Source organism: Janthinobacterium salmonicoloratum (assembly GCF_051380845.1).
Lineage (GTDB): Bacteria > Pseudomonadota > Gammaproteobacteria > Burkholderiales > Burkholderiaceae_D > Janthinobacterium > Janthinobacterium lividum_F.
On record NZ_JBNYXV010000003.1, the window covers coordinates 109787 to 127145 of the forward strand.

11 protein-coding genes are annotated in these 17359 nt (G+C 65.8%); 2 read left to right on the forward strand and 9 right to left on the reverse strand.

All coding sequences use genetic code 11. The features are described 5' to 3' along the window. Positions 1-75: 75 nt before the first annotated feature. The 7 genes from moaE to ACQ4WY_RS17220 form a co-directional block, all read right to left on the reverse strand. On the reverse strand, positions 76-549 hold the full coding sequence (moaE, locus tag ACQ4WY_RS17190; RefSeq protein WP_436505066.1) for a molybdopterin synthase catalytic subunit MoaE: 474 nt from the start codon (positions 547-549) through the stop codon (positions 76-78). Further along, positions 546-3158, reverse strand: a complete 2613-nt coding sequence (locus ACQ4WY_RS17195) for a DUF349 domain-containing protein (RefSeq protein WP_436505067.1) — start codon at positions 3156-3158, stop codon at positions 546-548. Before ACQ4WY_RS17195 ends, moaE begins: the two co-directional genes overlap by 4 nt. A 147-nt stretch (positions 3159-3305) precedes the next feature. Beyond that, positions 3306-3947 (reverse strand): hypothetical protein, encoded by a 642-nt coding sequence (locus ACQ4WY_RS17200; protein WP_436505068.1) that lies wholly within the window; start codon positions 3945-3947, stop codon positions 3306-3308. A gap of 115 nt (positions 3948-4062) precedes the next feature. Continuing rightward, entirely contained in the window at positions 4063-6729 is a 2667-nt protein-coding gene (locus ACQ4WY_RS17205) for a bifunctional acetate--CoA ligase family protein/GNAT family N-acetyltransferase (RefSeq protein ID WP_436505069.1), read from the reverse strand. A gap of 99 nt (positions 6730-6828) precedes the next feature. Next, entirely contained in the window at positions 6829-7821 is a 993-nt protein-coding gene (locus ACQ4WY_RS17210) for a DUF2804 domain-containing protein (RefSeq protein ID WP_436505070.1), read from the reverse strand. Further along, the gene (locus tag ACQ4WY_RS17215) at positions 7818-9101 is read right to left on the reverse strand and encodes a winged helix-turn-helix domain-containing protein (RefSeq protein ID WP_436505071.1); all 1284 of its coding nucleotides are present in this window, start codon (positions 9099-9101) and stop codon (positions 7818-7820) included. Before ACQ4WY_RS17215 ends, ACQ4WY_RS17210 begins: the two co-directional genes overlap by 4 nt. A 73-nt stretch (positions 9102-9174) precedes the next feature. Continuing rightward, positions 9175-10542 carry a sensor histidine kinase gene (locus ACQ4WY_RS17220; RefSeq protein WP_436505073.1) on the reverse strand — a complete coding sequence of 456 codons (1368 nt, stop codon included), beginning with the start codon at positions 10540-10542 and terminating at the stop codon, positions 9175-9177. 216 nt (positions 10543-10758) lie between these two features. Here ACQ4WY_RS17220 and ACQ4WY_RS17225 point away from each other — a divergent pair, with 216 nt between their 5' ends. Beyond that, the gene (locus ACQ4WY_RS17225; RefSeq protein ID WP_436505074.1) at positions 10759-12912 is read left to right on the forward strand and encodes a TonB-dependent receptor domain-containing protein; all 2154 of its coding nucleotides are present in this window, start codon (positions 10759-10761) and stop codon (positions 12910-12912) included. 35 nt (positions 12913-12947) lie between these two features. Here ACQ4WY_RS17225 and ACQ4WY_RS17230 read toward each other — a convergent pair whose 3' ends face one another. Then, a complete protein-coding gene (locus ACQ4WY_RS17230; protein WP_436505075.1) occupies positions 12948-13616 on the reverse strand; it encodes a response regulator in 669 nt (222 codons plus the stop codon). Between the two features lie 23 nt (positions 13617-13639). Then, positions 13640-14011 (reverse strand): YajD family HNH nuclease, encoded by a 372-nt coding sequence (locus ACQ4WY_RS17235; RefSeq protein WP_034755042.1) that lies wholly within the window; start codon positions 14009-14011, stop codon positions 13640-13642. Between the two features lie 282 nt (positions 14012-14293). Here ACQ4WY_RS17235 and ACQ4WY_RS17240 point away from each other — a divergent pair, with 282 nt between their 5' ends. Next, the gene (locus tag ACQ4WY_RS17240) at positions 14294-17314 is read left to right on the forward strand and encodes a sensor domain-containing diguanylate cyclase (protein ID WP_436505076.1); all 3021 of its coding nucleotides are present in this window, start codon (positions 14294-14296) and stop codon (positions 17312-17314) included. Positions 17315-17359 lie beyond the last annotated feature (45 nt).

Sequence of the window (17359 nt, forward strand, 5' to 3'; positions counted from 1 at the left end):
CAGTACTTTTCAAGCATACACAAAGCAGAAAACCGATGCACTTGGGCAAATGCTACCGTGTGGGGCGCGTCCGATTCAAATGGAGCTTGCTTTTGCCGTCCATTTGTCCAGCGCCGTCTCGTCGCTGTCGCGCGCATCGACCCAGCGCGCGCCTTCCGGCGTGTCTTCCTTCTTCCAGAAAGGCGCTTCCGTCTTCAGGTAGTCGATGATGAACTCGCAGGCAGCGAAGGCCTCGCCCCGGTGGGCGGACGAGACCGCCACCAGCACGATCTGCTCCTGCGGCAGCAGGGGTCCCACACGGTGGATCACCAGCGCGCCGGACAGGGGCCAGCGCTGCCGCGCTTGCTCGACGATCGCCACAATGGACTTTTCCGTCATGCCCGGATAGTGCTCGAGCTCCATGGCGGCCACGTCCAGCCCTTCGTTCATGTCGCGCACCGTGCCGACGAAGCCGACGACGGCGCCCACCTTGGGGTTGCCTGCACGCAATTGTGCGATTTCTTCACTCAAGTCAAAATCAGCGTGCTGGACGCGGACGGAAGTGCTCATTTGGCCTGGCCTCCGATGCGGCGCAGCAGGGTTTCAATGCGGCTGGCCGTGCGCGCATCGGTGGCGGCGGCAATCGCGCACAGCTGCATCAGCTGCGACACTTGCGTAAGCGGCTTCTGGCCTGATTTGAGTGACGATTGCAGCACTTCCACCTGCATTTTCAGACGCTCGCGGGCAAACTCGGCGCCGCTGTCGACGCCGGCGACGATTTCCAGGCGCAAGACTTCATCGAGCAAACGCTCCTGGTTGGCCTGCAATTGCTGCACGTAGGCGGCGCTGCCCTCACCCAGCGCGGCCTGGGCGGCGGCAAAGCGCTGCTGCAGGCTGCGTTCATACTGGGCGTCCAGCGCTGGCAAGGCGCTCCAGCGCTCACTCCACGCTTGCGCGTCGGCGCCAGCGTCACCCTCAGCCAGTGCGGCTTCCAGCGCCTGCACCAGGCGCAGCTTGTCGCGCAGGGCGTTGGCCTGGGCCGCGCCAGCGCGCTCGGCGATGGCGTCCGCTTGCGCTTGCACGCCGGCGACAGCCGCCTGGTAGCGCTGTTCGATCTTCGCTTCGTTGGCGCGCGGCACGGGGCCCGTGGCATTCCAGGCGGCGCGCGTGTCGCGCAGCAAATGGTGGATGAAGGCGCTGCGGCTCTTGTCATCGCCCTCGGGCACGACGGCCGTTTCCAGCGCGGCGCACAGCGCTACACGCGCATGCAGATGTTCGCGGCGCTCGTGGTCGGCCGCGTGGGCCGTTTCCTTGCGCTTGGCAAAAATATCGTCGCAGGCGGCGCGGAAGCGCTGCCACAGCGCCTGTTCCGCGCGGCGCTCCAGCGGCAGGGCTTTCGCCAGTTCCTGCCATTTGTCCTGCAAGGCTTTCAGCATGTCGACCGTATTGCGCTCGGATGGTTTGAGCAAGCCCACTTCGACGATCAATTGTTCGCGACGCGCCGTCTCGATCTGGCGCTGCGTGTCCAGCGGCTTCGACAGGGCGTCCAGCGCGGCGCCGAACTCCGTATCCAGGCGCTTCTTTTCCTTGCGGTCGATGGTGCCCAGGCGCGTCCACGCCTGGCGCAAACGCTGCGAGGCGGAAGCAACGTGTTTCCAGTCGGTACTCTCTTCGGCCGCCAGGGCCGCCGTTTCCGCGATCAGTTCCTGGGCCTTGGCCGCATTGCCGTGGCGCTCTTCGGCCAGCTGCTTGAAATGCTGGGCCGCCGGCGCATACGCCACGCTGCAAGCCGCGTCGAAACGCTCCCACAAGGATTTTGGCGCCGGGCCGGACAAGGTGTCGAGCGACTTCCAGCGCTCGCGCAAACTGCCCACTTTTTTGGCCAGTTCGGCCATCGGCAGTTCCTGCGCCGGCAATTCCTCGCCCGCCTTGACCAGTTCCTCTCGCGACACGTTGCCGCCCCAGCGCGCCCAGTCGGCCAGTTGCTTGAATTGCCCGCGCACGTGGGCCAGGCGATCCGCTTGCGCTGACGTCAGGCGGCCGTGCTTGCTATCGCGCAAGGTCTTGTCGTGCTCGGACGCCACGTGCAGCAGGCCTTCCTGCAGCGCCGCTTCCATGGCGTCGAGCGTCTTGACGAACTGCTCCGTCGCTTCTTTCGATACGGGCGCGTGTTCCTGGCGCGGCTTGCGCGGCGCCGGTTCGGCATGGGCCGGTGCAGCCTCTGGCGCTGCCGCCTGCACGGGCGCCGGCGCGCTGGCCAGCACAGCCGCAAATTGCTGCTGCAAGCTGTCGGACAAACTGGACTCGGGCAGGCGCGGCAGGGCTTGCCACGCGCGCTTCAAGGTGTCTGGGTCCAGGGTGGCGGCATCCTGCGCCTGCCATTCGGCCAGCGCGGCCTGGCGCGCGTCGAACACGGCCTGGTGTTGCTGCAGGGCCTGCAAGGCGGACTGCGCCTGCTCGCGCGCCTGGATGAAATCGCTTTCCAGATGCTTCGGCAAGGACGCGCGCTCGGGCGATTGGGCATGCTGCGCATGTTCAGCGTCCAGGCTGGCCAGCGCCTGCGCCAGCTCCCCGGCGGACTGGCCATTGCTGGCCAGCGCGCGCGCGGCGGCGACGGCGTCGATCACGGAGCGCTGCAGCAGCACTTGCGCTTCCAGGCGGGCGGCCAGCGCGGCGCGCGCGGCGGTGAAGGCGGTCTCCAGCTCGGGCGTGGCCTTGATGACTTGCCATTGGCGGTCCAGCTCGGCTACCTGATTCGGGCTCAGCTTTTCATCGTTCAACAGACGCTGGGCCGTATCGATGCTGGCCTGGGCGCGCTGCGTCTCGGCAGCCTGATGACGGATCAGGTCGATGCGCCCCTGCATCAGCTTGGCAACGCGGCGGTCCGTGTTGCGCATGGCGTGGTGGACTTTTTCCAGCAGGGGCAAGGTATGGACGTGTTCGGCGGCGATCAAACGGGCATCGGCAAATTCGCTGGACAGGATGAATTCAAAGGCGGCGGCTTCGTCGCCCACCACGGCATGGGCACGCGCAACCTGTTCGGCGCGGCGCGATGCGCTCTGCGCCGAGGCGGCGGCCTGTTCTGCCACGACAGGATCGGGGGCGGCAGTCTTGCTGGCAGAACGCTTGAAGAGAAATTCGAACATGACGGGTTTCGCGTGGATCAAAACCACCATCATAACAAAGCCCGGGGTATTGCATCGGACAGGACTGAACAAGTTATCAAATGAGTAAAATGATTCTTTTTCCCCGGACGGAGCCTGGTTCAGGAGATCAAAAGCTGGGCTGGCACACGCTGCCCGACAGGGTGGGCGCTCGCTACCGCTTCAAGCCTGCGCGCGCCGCGGCCGTGGCATGGCAGGCACGGCGTCCGCGGTGGTGTCGACGGCGCCGTCAGGCGTACCCGGCGCTGGCAAAGGCACGGGCAAAACAAAGGGCAGCACCTGCGCCTTGCCACGGCGCGCTTCCTGGGCCCGCGCATCGTGGGCAAGGAACTGGTAGGCGATGGCAAACCACGCTTCGCCCACGATCACCTTGCGCGCCAGCGCGAACAGCTCGCGCTCTTCTTTTTCCAGCCGCTGCAGCAAGGTTGCGCAAAAGGCGTCGATGGCGGCGCACAGCTGCTCGGCCTGCAATTCGGAATGGTCGATGGCGGCACCCGCGCGCTGCTGCACGACATTGATGCTTTCCAGTGCCGCGTGGTTCAAGCCATTGATTTCATCCAACAGGCCGTCCGCATGCGGCGCGGCCTGGCGGATGGCGGGGATCAGATACATCTCCACCTTGCGCCAGTAGCCGCCCTGATACAGCTGGTTCAGCCAGTCGCCCGCATACTGCAGCTGGGCCAGGCTGAGCCTGCTCTGCTGGCGCAGTTGCACATGCATGTATTTTTGAAAAGCCAGCAGGCTCATGCGGATGCTGGCCTGTTCCACCGACAGGGAAACCAATATATATGTTGCCGTAAGCATGCACTCACTCCCGAAAATGCGCTGGATGTCTCATCCTGGAAGTGAAAGTGTAAAGACTACCGACAGGGGCGGGTTTGATCCTGCACAAACGCGCAGCGAGCCCCCTGCGCTTTTTTCAGGATGCGCGCAGGCCGATATGCAGGTTGACGACGCCAGGCTCTTCCGACGGCGTGACCTCGCCGCCAAAGCTTTTCACCAGCCGCTGCATGCCCTTGTTGCGCGCCATCGCCTCGCCCACCAGCGCTTCCGTGCCGCGGCTGCGGAAGTAGTCGACCAGCTTTTCAAACAGGATGTGTCCCAGGCCCTTGCCCTTCAGGGCCGAGCGCACGGCGATGGCGAAATCGGCGTGGATATTGTCCGGGTCGGCCACGGCGCGCACCACGCCCAGGGTTTCCGGCTTGCCGTCCGGGCCCGTGTGCGTAGCGATGAAGGCCATGGCGCGGTCGTAATCGATCTGCGTCAGGCGCGCCAGCTGCGACACGGGCAGCTCGCGCATGGAAGTGAAAAAGCGCAGGCGCACGTCGTCCGGGTCCAGCGCATGGAACAGGTCCATGTGCTGCGGCGCGTCCTCGGGGCGGATGGGGCGCAGCAGGATCGACTGGTCCATCCACGTCACCTGCTCTTCCAGCTCCTGCGGGTACGGGCGGATGGCCAGGCGGTCGCGCTTCTGGCCCGGCTGCAAGCGGATGCGCGCGTCGAGGGCGATCACGCCATCCGCATCGGCCACCAGCGGGTTAATGTCGAGCTCGGCCAGCTCGCCGATGTCGGCCACCAGTTCGGCCACCTGGATCAGGGTGTAGCAGATGGCGTCGATGTCGGCCGGCGGCTGGTTGCGGTAGCCAGCCAGCAATTTCGACACGCGCGTGCGCGCCAGCATGTCGCGCGCCAGCACCATGTTCAGCGGCGGCAGGCCGATAGAATGGTCGGCCGTCACTTCCACGGCGATGCCGCCCTGCCCCACCAATATCACGGGGCCGAAGGCGGCATCCGTGGTGACGCCGACGATCAGTTCATGCGATTGCGGCCGGCGCGCCATCTGCTGCACCGTGAAGCCGTCGATCAGCGCATCGGGGCGCATGCGGCGCACGCGCTTGAGCATGGCGGCGGCCGCCGTGCGCAGGATGTCGGGCGTGTCCAGGTCGAGCGCCACGCCGCCCACGTCGGATTTGTGGGCGATGTCGGGCGAGTGTATTTTCAGCGCCACCGGGTAGCCGATGTCCGCCGCCACGGCCAGCGCCTCTTCCACGTCGGCCGCCATGCGCGTGGTGGCCACGGGGATGCCGTAGGCGGCCAGGATTTCCTTTGAGCGGCATTCGCCCAGCACCGTCTGGCCGGCCGCCAGCGCGGCGGCGACGATTTCGCGCACCCGGGCGCGGCGCGGCGTGGCCGACATGGGCAGCTGCGCCGGCACCTGCATCAGGGTTTCCTGGTTGCGCCGGTACTGCACGATCTGCATGAAGCCATGCACGGCCTTTTCCGGCGTGTCGTAGGTGGGAATGCCGGCCCGGTTGAAGACCTGGCGCGCAGGCGCCACCGTGGTGCCGCCCAGCAGGCACGACAGCACCGTGCGTGAGGTGGCCTTGATCAGCGGCGTGACGGCTTCGGCGATGTCGATCGACGAGACCATGGCCGTGGGCGCGTGCAGCAGCAGCAAGGCGTCCGCCTGCGGCTCGTCGAGCAGCGGCTTGATGGCGTCGGCATAGCGCTGCACGGCCGCGTCGCCGGGCAAGCCCACGGGGTTGTCGTGCGACCAGCCCCGTGGCAGCGCCTTTTCCAGCGCGATCACGGTGTCCGGCGACAGTTCGGCCAGCTTGCCGCCGCTGCCCACCAGGGCGTCGGTGGCCATCACGCCCAGGCCGCCGCCGTTGCACAGAATCGCCAGGCGCTCGCCGCGCTGCGAGCGGATATGCGTAAGGGTTTCCACGGCATCGAACAGCTCTTCGGCCGAATACACGCGCAGCATGCCGGCGCGGCGGATGGCCGCGTCATACACGGCGTCGGAACCGGCCAGCGCGCCCGTATGCCAGGCCGCCATGGCCGCGCCTTCCGCCTCGCGTCCCGCTTTCAAGACGATGACGGGCTTGCTGCGCGCGGCAGCCCGCGCCGCCGACATGAATTTGCGCGCCGCCTGGATATCTTCCATGTACAGCAGGATGGCGGCCGTATCGATGTCGCCGGCCAGGTAGTCGAGCAGGTCGCCGAAATCGATGTCATAGCTGGCGCCCAGGGAAATGAACTTGGAAAAGCCCACGCCGTGCGCGTTGGCCCAGTCGAGCACGCCCGACACCAGCGCCCCCGATTGCGATACGAAGGCGATCTTGCCGCTGGTCGCGCCCACATGGGCGAAGCTGGCGTTCAAGCCCAGCTTCGGCACGAGCAGACCCATGCTGTTGGGGCCAAGAATGCGCAGCAGATGCGGTTTTGCCGCTTTCAACATGGCCAGGCGCAGCGACTGCTCGCGCACGGGGTCCAGACCGGACGTCATGACGATGGCCGCGCGCGCGCCCAGCGCCCCCAGTTCGCGGATCAGGGCCGTGATGGTGGCGGGCGGCGTGCAAATGATGGCCAGGTCCGGCGCCTTGGGCAAGTGCGCCAGCTTGCGGTAGCATTTCAGGCCCATCAGTTCGTCGTACTTGGGATTGACGGGCCAAATCTCACCTTGGTAGCCGCCGCCCAGCAAGTTGTAAAGGGCGATGGCGCCCAGCTTGCGTTCGCGCGCCGTGGCGCCGATCAGGGCCACTGAGGCCGGCTTGAACAGCTTGTCGAGATTACGGATACTCATGTTCTGGCCTCATGGTTTGCCGGAGCGGCTGCGCCAGTGTATAGGATGCATTGCCAAAAAAATTTGACTTTGTCGCGCCTTTCGCAAAAAACCATACACCTACCAGCGCGAGCGGTGGCTTTCCGTCACCCCGGCCAGCTGCGTCACGATGCGCTTGGGAGACTCCGCGCTGGTGCGCACCCATCCACTGAAAGTGCCGATGGGCTGGATGTAGCGGCTGGCGGCGATCCACAGGTTTTTATCCTCGCGCCGCGCACCTTCCGGTTTGAAGTGCAGGTCCAGCAAATCGTCGTCCGTCCACACATGCCATGGCGCCAGCGGGTTATCGGGATTAAAGTCGAAATGCGCGCGGCCCAGCGGATACAGCTGGCCATCGAGCCATAGCGCGTTTTCATGTGCGCCAAAATAACCGGCCTGCAGATTGAAACCCAGGTCCAGGCTGTGCGCCGAGGCCCAGCGCCATTCCGTTTCGCGCGCCAGCAAGCCGTTCGAATAATCGAAACTGGCCACGCCGTCGTCTAAGCTGTAGCCCATGGCGCCGCAGCGCACCGTGCCCCACAAGGGCAAGCCGCCCGACTTTTGCGTGGCATGCACGCTGCCGCCCTCGCCCACGAGTCCCACGGCCAGCAAGGTGGGCGCCACGGGCGGGCCGAATTCCGCATCGATGCCGAAATGGCCGCAATCGAGCCGCAAACGGTAGCGCTGCTGCGGCTGGGCCTCGATGGAGATCACTTGCGAGAGGAAACGGAAACGGCTGCTGGCACCCGCATGCGGCGCCACCGACGCGCACAGGCCGGGAATGCCATCCTGCGAAAAGGACGCCACGATCTTGCCCTTGTGACGGTCGAAGGCATACGCGAAGGCCGTGCTGGTCCAGCCCAGGTCGACGATGGCCACGCCGCAGAACAGGGTGGGCGTGGACAAGGCCACGTAATGCCAGCGCTTGTGGTGGAACAAGCGCCAGAGGGCGCCGCGCGCGTGCGGCGGCGCCAGCGCGGCCCAGTCGAAGGCGTCCAGCTGCCCCGTGTAGCGGCCAAAGCGTGGAACGCCATTGGCGTCGAGCAGGTGGGGAGGAGCCGGTGGCAGCATCATGCGGCCCGCCTTGCGGCAGCGCCGCTGTCGTACAGGGCCTCGGCCAGCTGCGCGCCAAATAGCGCCGGCTGCGCTTGCGCAATATCAATATCCGGGCAGGCATGCCAGAGCGCCAGCCGCTGCACGGCGCCAGCCACGTCCTGCACCAGGCGGGCACTCACGCGCACGCCCTCTTCCAGCGCCAGCGACTTGATCTCGAAGCGCCCCTGCGCGCGGTGCGCCTTGGCGTCCAGGCGCCCCACCAGCGCGCCGCGGCGCAGGATCGGCAGGGTGAAGTATCCATACCGGCGCTTCTCGGCCGGCGTGTAGCATTCGAGCCGGTAGTCAAAGCCGAACAATTCCAGCGCCCGGCGCCGGTCCCAGACGACAGGGTCGAACGGCGAGAGTATCGTCGTCAGGGTGGGCGCCAGCTTGCCGGCGGCCGCGTCACGCGCCAATTGCGCATGTTCCGCATGCACGTAGACGGCGTCAATCCAGCCATCGACCGTGCAGCGCAGCAGCGCGCCCTCGTCCACCAGTGCCTGCAAATCGTGCGCCAGGCTGGCGCGCGATTGTTTGGTGCGGAAGTAGTCGCTGATCCAGCTGGCCCGCGCCAGGCCCAGCGCCTTCACGCTGGCCAGCAGCAGGCGCCGGCGCACCTGTTCTTCGGACGGCAGCATGCCGTCATGCCAGCCCGGCAAAACGCGTTCGGCCAGGTCGTAATAGCGCTGGAAATTGTGGCGCTTGGCGATCATCAGCACGCCCGACGTAAACAGCACTTCGAGCGAGCGCTTTTCCGGCTTCCAGCTCCACCAGCCGCCTGCCTGGCCGTCCGTGCGCTCAAAATCAGCGGAGCGCGCGGCGCCGTTGGCGCGGATATGTTCGAGCACCGAAGCCACGGCGTCGCCCTGCTCGGCCATCCATTTAACGGAGTATTTCCAGCCCATCGCGGCCGGGTCCAGCATGCGGTGGCGGTACAAGCCGTAATCTTCGATGGGCACGAAGCAGGCTTCATGCGCCCAGTATTCGAACAGCGCGCCCTCGGCCAGCAGTTGCTCCAGCCACGGCTGCGGATAGTCGCCCAGCCGGCTCCACAGCACCAGATACGGGCTGCGCGCCACCACGTGGATGGTGTCGATCTGCAGCACGCCCATCTGCCGCACGGCGGCCAGCACGTCGGCCTTGACGGCCTTCTTGCGGCGCGCCTGCAGCAAGCCCTGCGCGGCCAGGTGCAAGGCGCGCGCGGCGGCCAGCGATAAGGAGGGGACGTCCGGAGGAGTGGGCTGGTGTGGGCTGTGCATAGCAGAAAGATACCGCATTCTGCACATGCCTTGTGCGTTTTCTCGCTATCGGATCGCGCAGCCGGTGGCCACGCTACGCTGCGGGAAACACGACCGTCACCGCCAGCCCCCGGCCCTGCAAGCCGGCGCCAAGCACGATGTGCGCGCCATGCCGCTCGGCGATGCGGCGCACGATGGACAGGCCCAGGCCGCTGCCGGGAACCTGGCCACCGCCCAGGCGCACGAAGCGCTCGAACACGCGCTCGTGCTGCGCCACCGCTATCCCCGGACCGGAATCGGCCACGCGCAGGTAGCTGCGCCCCGCTTCCACGCCGCAGCTGATCTCGATGGCGCCTGGCGCCGGCGTATAGCGCAGCGCATTCTCGACCAGGTTACGCAGCAACATCTGCAGGCTGTCCACATGCAGCGCGCACGGCGCCGGTGCAAGGTTCACGCTCAGCGACAGCTGATACTGCCGGCTCGATTGCTGCCACTGCGCGGCCTGCCCGGCCAGCAGGTCGGCCAGGTCCCCCGCGCGCAAGTCGGCCGCCGCGCCCGATTGCGGATCGAGCTGCGCCAGCGCCAGCAACTGATTGACGAGGCGCGTGGCGCGCTCCACGCTGGCGCCCAGGGCTGTGATGAATTCCTCGCGCTCGTCCGCGCTGCGGGCCCGCTGCAGCACTTGCAGATTGGTCTTGATGGCGGCCAGCGGCGTGCGCAATTCGTGCGCCGCATCGGCCGTGAAGCGCTGCTCGTTGTCGCGGCTTTGCCGCACGCTGCCGAACAGGCGGTTAATTTCCAGCAGCAGCGGATGCAGCTCGGTGGGCGCGCCGTGCACATGCACGTCGGCCAGGTCGTCGGGCGTGCGCGCCGACACTTCATCGGCGGACGCCTGCAGCACGCGAAACACGCGGTGGATGCTCCACCAGATGGCGATGGTGGCCAGCGCCACCAGCAGCAGGCCGAACAGCGCGATGCGGTAAAAGAAGCCGCGGCTGATGTCGTCGCGATGGCTGGTCGGTTCGGCCACCAGCAGTTGCAGGGTACGCTGCGGGTCCCACAGCGAAAACAAACGCCAGCGCTGGCCGCCGATGCTGGTCCAGGACAGGCCGTCCGGCGCGCTGCGCGACAGGGCGATATCGGTCGCCGCGTCATTGCGGTACAAGACGCGCTGCTGCGCGTCGCGCACCTTGAACAGCAAATACTGGTGGGGATTCGGCTGGCCGCGCAGCGGCAGGTCGATGGGCCCCGTCAAGCCGTGTTGCCGCACGTCCTTTTCCACCAGCGACAGCAGCAAATGCCCCGTCTCGATCAGCGACTGGTCGAACAATTCCTGGCTTTCGCGGCGCGCTTCCACGTAGACGATGGCGGCGCTGCCCACCCACAGGAGCAGGGTCAGGCCCAGCAGCACGCCCAGCAAGGTGCGCCGCAACGACCAGGTTTTCAAGGCAAGGGCGCTCATGCGCCGGCCGCGGCGGCAGGCATCGAGTGGGCGCGAGGGGGAGTTTGCACGCTGCCGCCAGCGGTTAAGAATCTCTTAAGAACTTCTGCGCAAGATCCGGAGCGAAATATTTTTTGGGTAGCCATGCCGGCAATTGTAAATGATTCTTATTGCTACCATGATTCCCATTACCTCAGAAATACAGACCAATAACTAATCAACCCTCCAGGAGTTTGCATGTCCAACAACACCCGCCGCGCGCACCTGCCGCGTCCCACCACTCTTGCCCTGGCGCTCGCCGCCCTGTTCTGCCTGCCGGCTCACGCCCAGACGGGCACGCCGGCCAGCATGCCGGAAGTGGTGGTCTCCGCTTCCGGTTTCGAGCAGGATATCAAGCAGGCGCCGGCCTCGATCACGGTGCTGACGCGCCAGGAACTGTCGAAGGAGCGCTTCGGCAACCTGACGCAGGCGCTGGAAAGCGTGGAAGGCATCGACGTGGGCGCGGCAGGCGACAAGACGGGCGGCATGAACATCAGCATCCGCGGCATGCCCAGCGACTACACCCTGGTGCTGATCGACGGGCGCCGCCAGAATGCGGCCGGCAATGTCACGCCGAACGGCTTCGGCGGCACGCAGACGAGCTTCATGCCGCCGCTGGCCGCCATCGAGCGCATCGAGATCATCCGCGGCCCCATGTCGACCCTGTACGGCTCGGACGCCATGGGCGGCGTGATCAACATCATCACGCGCAAGGTGGGCAAGCAGTGGATGGGTTCCGTCTCGGCCGACTACACCTTGCAGGAAGAATCGGACTTTGGCGACGTGAAAAGCGGCCGCTTCTACCTGAGCGGCCCCATCACCACCGACCTGCTGGGCCTATCCCTGCGCGGCAGCAAGCAGCGCCGCGATGCGGCCGACATCCGCTACAACGGCGCGGACGGTCCGGGAACCACGCCGAACATGGGCGCCAACCCCGTGCGTGCAGACATTGAAAACTTTGGCGCGCGCCTGGCCTTCACGCCGAACCGCTACCATACCGTCATCCTCGACGCCGACGCGGGCCGCCAGACCTACGACAATTCGAACGGCCAGCTCGGTACCAAGAGCGTGCAGGGCGGCTACGGCCCGGAACAGAAATACAAGCGCGACCAGTGGACCCTGTCGCACACGGGCCGCTTCGGCTTCGGCACCCTGGACAGCAGCTACATGGTGAACAAGACGGAAACCCTGGGCCGCACGATTCCGCCACGCACGCCAGGCGCCGTCGCCGGCAGCGCGCGCACCTTGGAAGTGGAAAGCCAGGTCTTCGATACCAAATTGGTCATGCCTTTGGGCAAACACATGGCCACTATCGGCGCGCAATGGTGGAAAGCGGAAATGACGGACGGCGTGGCGCCGAAAAAATTCGAATTCACGCAAAAAGCCCTGTTCGTGGAAGACGAATGGCAGGTGCTGGAGAATGTCGCGCTGACCTTCGGCGCCCGCTATGACGATCACAGCATCTTTGGCGGCCAGACCAGCCCCCGTGCCTATGCCGTATGGAACGCAGCGCCAAGCTGGACCGTCAAGGGCGGCGTCAGCAAGGGATACAAGACACCGCGCGTGGAGCAACTGTCGCCAGGCATCAACGGTTTTGGCGGCCAGGGCACGATCCCCCTCGTCGGCAGCCCGGACCTGAAACCGGAAACGAGCACGACAACGGAAATCGGCGCGTATTTCGACAATCTGGCCGGCTGGACCGCCAGCGGCACCGTGTTCAACAATACATTCAAGGACAAGATCACGACGGGCACGGGCCTCGTCAACTGCGACTACCGTCCGTCGCCGAACCGTCCCGGTTGCGTCAGCTTCGGCAACTGGCCCAACGTCGACGCGTTTGGCCAATCCGTCAACGTGGATGAGGCCGTCACGCGCGGCGTCGAGCTGAACACGCGTTTCCCGCTGGGCAAGACCTTGTCGGCCAGCGCCAACTACACGTACACGGAAAGCGAACAGAAGAGCGGCAGCAACGCCGGCAAGCCCCTGAGCGACACGCCCAAGCACGCCGTCAACGCGCGCCTGAGCTGGGATATCTCGCGCGAATGGAACGGCTGGCTGCGCGCCGAGTACCGCAGCGAGCGCTTCCGCGATCCGGGCACCTCGGCTTCCACGCGCGCCGCCAAGGCCGCGCTGGGCGACTACAAGGGTTACACCATGTTGCACCTGGGCAGCAGCTACCAGCTGAACAAGCGCGTCACCCTCAACGCGGCCGTGTACAACCTGCTCAACAAGGACTTCGTCGACTACCAACCTTACCGTGGTTCATCGGCGCCGACGTTGACCTACGCCAACCGCTATGTCAACAGCCTGGACGGACGCCGTCTGTGGCTGTCAGCGACTGTCGATTTCTGATCAAGCGGGCGGCCTGCGGGCCGCCCGTTTTTTCGTCAAGCGGCTTTCGGCTTGTCGATGCAGTAACCGATCGCATGCACGGTGCGTATCAAATCCCGCCCCAGCTTCTTGCGCAGGTGGTGGATATGCACTTGCACGGCATTGCTTTCCACTTCATCGCCCCAGCTGTACAAGTTTTTTTCCAGCTGTTCCCGGCTCAGCACCCGGCCGCCGTGTTCCAGCAGCAGTTGCAGGATGCGAAATTCCTTCACCGTTAACATCACGGGCAATCCCCGTTGCGTCACCTGCCTGTCCGCGATATCGAGCACCAGGTCGCCGTGCACGAGGTTTTCGCGCAGGCGCCCGGCGGCGCGGCGGCAGGCGCTGCGGATGCGCGCGGCCAGTTCGTCCAGGTCGAACGGTTTCACGATAAAGTCGTCGGCGCCCGCGTCGAGTCCGGCAATGCGCTCGCCCACCTGGTCGCGCGCCGTGACGACCAGCACGGCGCCGCTGTAGCCCTTGTCGCGCAGCACGCCCAGCGCCTGCATGCCGTCCTGCCCGGGCAAGCCCAGGTCGAGCAGGATGCAGCCATAGTCGTGCAGACGCACGGCCGTGTGCGCCTGTTCAGCGCTCGTGACCCAGTCGACGGCATAACCGCCCTGTTCCAGGCCGATCTGCGTGGCGCGACCCAGTTGCGGATCGTCTTCGGTCAGCAAGATGCGCATGGGATCAAGGCCAGATGGCCCGCTCAGTCCTTTTTCTTGATCAGGCCAGCGAGCGCGGCAAACGGATTGTGCGTGGCGGGCGCCACCTCGGCCGACAGCAGGCCGGCGCCACGGTCCGCTTCCAGGTAGCGAGAGTGCTCATTGTCGTGGCAATACAGGCACAGCAGTTCCCAGTTGCTGCCATCGGGCGGATTGTTGTCGTGGTTATGGTCGCGGTGATGCACCGTCAGCTGCTGCACGTTGGCGCGCGTAAATTCGCGCATGCAGCGGCCGCATACCCACGGATACATCTTCAGCGAACGCTCGCGGTAGCCGCTCTCGCGCTGGTCGGCGGCGCGGCGCGCTTCGGCCACGATCTTGTCCAGTCTTGCCGCGTCGGGCTTTTTACTCTGCATGACAACTTTCGATATGGGAGGTAGAAGCGCCCATTTTAATGAGGATGGAGGCGCAATTGTACTTTTTCTGCCACGCCGCCAGCCCGTGTCGCCGCCGGCGTGCTTTTTTTAGCGTGCGCGGCACCACAGATACTTCATTTAACGCAAAATAAGCCTAGCGACAGACCGCGAACAGACGACGGAAGCGGCGGCAACAGGGTTACGCGCAAGGCAGCCGATTTCGGCTATCATGCGCGCCACGCCGCCCCTCCCCTTTTCCATGACTCTAGCCTGCAAGCGCCCGTGATAGCGATAACAAGACCCCTGCAACGCCTTGCCCGCCGCCTGTACCGTCTCAGCCTGGTGCCCCTGTTCGCGCTCATCTTGCTGCTGGCGCTGTGGGCGGCCGTCTATTACCAGGTGGGCCAGGAGCGGGCCAGCGCCGTGCGCGACGCCGTGGCCGTCAGCCAGTCGCTGGCGCGTACGCTGGCCGACCATACCAGTTTCACCCTGCGCCAGGCCGACCATGCCACACAATTGTTCAAGCTCAAATACGAGGAAACGGACGGCGGCCTGCGCCTGAATGAATTCACGCGCCGCCAGGGCCTGCTCGACAGCGTGCTGCCATCGAAACTGGAACTGCCGATCGCCCTCATCGACGCACAGGGCAATGTGCTCGACAGCGCCAACGCCTATCTGCCGGAAAACCTGGCCAAGCAGGCATTTTTCAGGGCGCTGGCCGCCAATGCGTCCGATACGGCCCTGGTCGACACGCCCATGCTCGACGCGGGCAGCAAGCGCTGGGCCATCCGCCTGGCGCGCCGCCTGAACGACGCGCAAGGCCGCTTTGCCGGCGCCATCATCATCCTCGTCGACCCCACGTATTTTGTCGACGATTATGACCGCCTGAACCTCGATGAGCATGGCGCGCTGATGCTGGTAGCGCGCGACAGCGGCCTGACGGCGGGGCGCATCGGCGAGCAATTGATCCTCAGCGACCGCATCGACTTCCGCATGCCGGGACCGCCGCAGCATGCGCCGGATGAACTGCTGATCGAGCCGCCCGTCGACGCGACGGCGCGCATCTACAGCTACCGCGAACTGCCGCGCTACCCGCTGCTGGCCGTGGTGGGCGTAAGCCGCGCCGCCGCCCTGACGCGCTTCGAACACCGCCGCCGGATGTATGTCGGCGCGCTGCTCGCCGCCAGCATACTGATTGCCGGCTTTACGGCCCTGCTGATGCGCCAGAGCGCGCGCCTGCGCCGCAGCATCCGTCAGGCCACGGAAACGCAAGCGCTGCTGCGCGCGGCGCACCAGGCCAGCCTCGATGCCGTGCTGCTGCTGAAGGCCTGGCGCCCCGCGCCGGGCAAGCCGGTGGAAGATTTCATCTTCGCCGACGTCAACGAGCGGGCCGCCGACATGCTGGGCAAGCCACGCTCCGAACTGCTGGGCCAGCGCGTGCTGCCGCGGGTGCCGCTGCTACGCGACGAGCGCTTTTTCAAGCGCTTCGTGCTGGTGATGGAAACGGGCCAGCCGCTGGAAGATGAATTCGAGCTGGCGCTGGCCTCGGGCGGCACGCGCTGGCTGCGCCACCAGGTGGTGCCGATCACCGACGGCGTGGCCGTCACCTCGCGCGACATCAGCGCGCGCAAGCACGACGAACTGGCGCTGCAGGACAACCGCAGCTTCCTGCAGTCGCTGATCGACCATTTGCCCGTGCTGGTCTACGTGAAAAGCGCGCGCCCGGAAAACTTCGGCCAGATGGAAGTGTGGAACAAGGCGGCCGAGGATATCACCGGCCACCTGGCCGCCGACGTCATCGGCAAGACCGATTGCCAGGCCTTCCCGCCCGACTTCGGCCTGCACGATGCCGAGGACGACCGCGCCATCCTGGCCGAGCGCGGCGTCATCGACCATACGGAAAAGCCGCTGCGCCTGCGCGATGGCAGCCTGCGCTACCTGCGCGCCGTCTCCGTGCCCGTGTTCGACGAGCGCCAGCAGATCGAACATATCCTGTGCATCGCCGAGGATATCTCGCAGCGCCGCCAGCAGGAGCTGGAACTGCGCCAGAAACAGGCCGAGCTGGCCGCCGTCAACGACGCCTCTCCGCTCGGGCTGGTGCGCCTGGACCGCCAGCGCCGCTGCACCTACGTCAACCGCACCTTCGAATCGATCACGGGCCTGCCGCGCGCGGCCGCCCTGGGCGCCGGCTGGACCAGCGCCCTGCACCCGGACGACTATCCGCTGATGCACGTGGCGCTGGAACAGCTCACGCGCAGCCACGCGCCATTCCAGTCCACCCTGCGCTGCCTGCAGCGCGACGGCAGGCTGGTCTGGGTCTCCGTGAAGATCGCCCCCATCCTCATCGACGGCCAGATCGAAGGCTATGTGGGCAGCCTGGACGACATCACCACCTTGCGCGAATCGGAAGTGGCGCTACTGGAAAGCGAGGCGCGCCTGCGCACCATCGCCGACACCTTGCCGGCCATGATCGCGTATATCGACGCCGACCAGGTCTACCGCTTCCTGAACATCGCCTATGAACGCGAATTCGGCCTGACGGGCCGGCAGGCGCTGGGCAAGAGCGTGCGCGACACGGTGGGCGAGGCGCGCTACCGCACGGTGGCGCCGTATATCGAGCGAGTGCTGGCCGGCGAAACCCTGAGCTTCGAGGAAGAAGACGACAAGGAAGGCATCGAGCGCTGCCTGGAAGTGATCTACATCCCGCAGATCGGCGAAGACAAGCTGCAGGTGGTGGGCTTTCACGTGATGCGCCAGGATATCACCGTGCAAAAGCGCGAAAAACAGCGCTTGCTGAAGCTGGCCCAGGTCGATGCGCTGACCGGCTTGTCGAACCGCGCGGGCTTCCAGCAAAAACTCAGCGACGCCATGCACGCCAGCCGCCAGCAGCAGCACCTGATGGCCGTCATGTACATGGATATCGACCGCTTCAAGCCCGTCAACGACACGCACGGCCACGGCACCGGCGACGCCCTGCTGCGCGCCTTCGCCCAGCGCCTGACGCAGACCATGCGCGCCACCGACATCATCGCCCGCCTGGGCGGCGACGAATTCACCATCATCATGGAACAGATCGCACGGCCCGACGACGCGGCCGTCCTGGCGGAAAAAATCGTCGCCGCCATGCAGCAGCCATTCGAACTCGATGGCATTACCGTGCACATTTCCGCCAGCATCGGCCTGGCTTTCTACCGCGACGAAGACATCTCGCCCGCCGTGCTGCTGCAGCGGGCCGACGTGCTGCTGTACAAGGCCAAGCAGGATGGCAGGAATACCTATCGCGCCGGCATACTGACCACTTGATATAGCCGCTGGCGCATGCCGCCATTCCTGCTATATTGGCGCCTG

What these genes read in the sequence shown, in the direction of transcription:
- ACQ4WY_RS17210 (WP_436505070.1), bottom strand. Translation starts at nt 7,821, where the DNA reads ATGATGCTGCCACCGGCTCCTCCCCACCTGCTCGACGCCAATGGCGTT.
- ACQ4WY_RS17225 (WP_436505074.1), top strand. Translation starts at nt 10,759, where the DNA reads ATGTCCAACAACACCCGCCGCGCGCACCTGCCGCGTCCCACCACTCTT.
- ACQ4WY_RS17205 (WP_436505069.1), bottom strand. Translation starts at nt 6,729, where the DNA reads ATGAGTATCCGTAATCTCGACAAGCTGTTCAAGCCGGCCTCAGTGGCC.
- moaE (WP_436505066.1), bottom strand. Translation starts at nt 549, where the DNA reads ATGAGCACTTCCGTCCGCGTCCAGCACGCTGATTTTGACTTGAGTGAA.
- ACQ4WY_RS17200 (WP_436505068.1), bottom strand. Translation starts at nt 3,947, where the DNA reads ATGCTTACGGCAACATATATATTGGTTTCCCTGTCGGTGGAACAGGCC.
- ACQ4WY_RS17195 (WP_436505067.1), bottom strand. Translation starts at nt 3,158, where the DNA reads ATGATGGTGGTTTTGATCCACGCGAAACCCGTCATGTTCGAATTTCTC.
- ACQ4WY_RS17220 (WP_436505073.1), bottom strand. Translation starts at nt 10,542, where the DNA reads ATGAGCGCCCTTGCCTTGAAAACCTGGTCGTTGCGGCGCACCTTGCTG.
- ACQ4WY_RS17230 (WP_436505075.1), bottom strand. Translation starts at nt 13,616, where the DNA reads ATGCGCATCTTGCTGACCGAAGACGATCCGCAACTGGGTCGCGCCACG.
- ACQ4WY_RS17235 (WP_034755042.1), bottom strand. Translation starts at nt 14,011, where the DNA reads ATGCAGAGTAAAAAGCCCGACGCGGCAAGACTGGACAAGATCGTGGCC.
- ACQ4WY_RS17215 (WP_436505071.1), bottom strand. Translation starts at nt 9,101, where the DNA reads ATGCACAGCCCACACCAGCCCACTCCTCCGGACGTCCCCTCCTTATCG.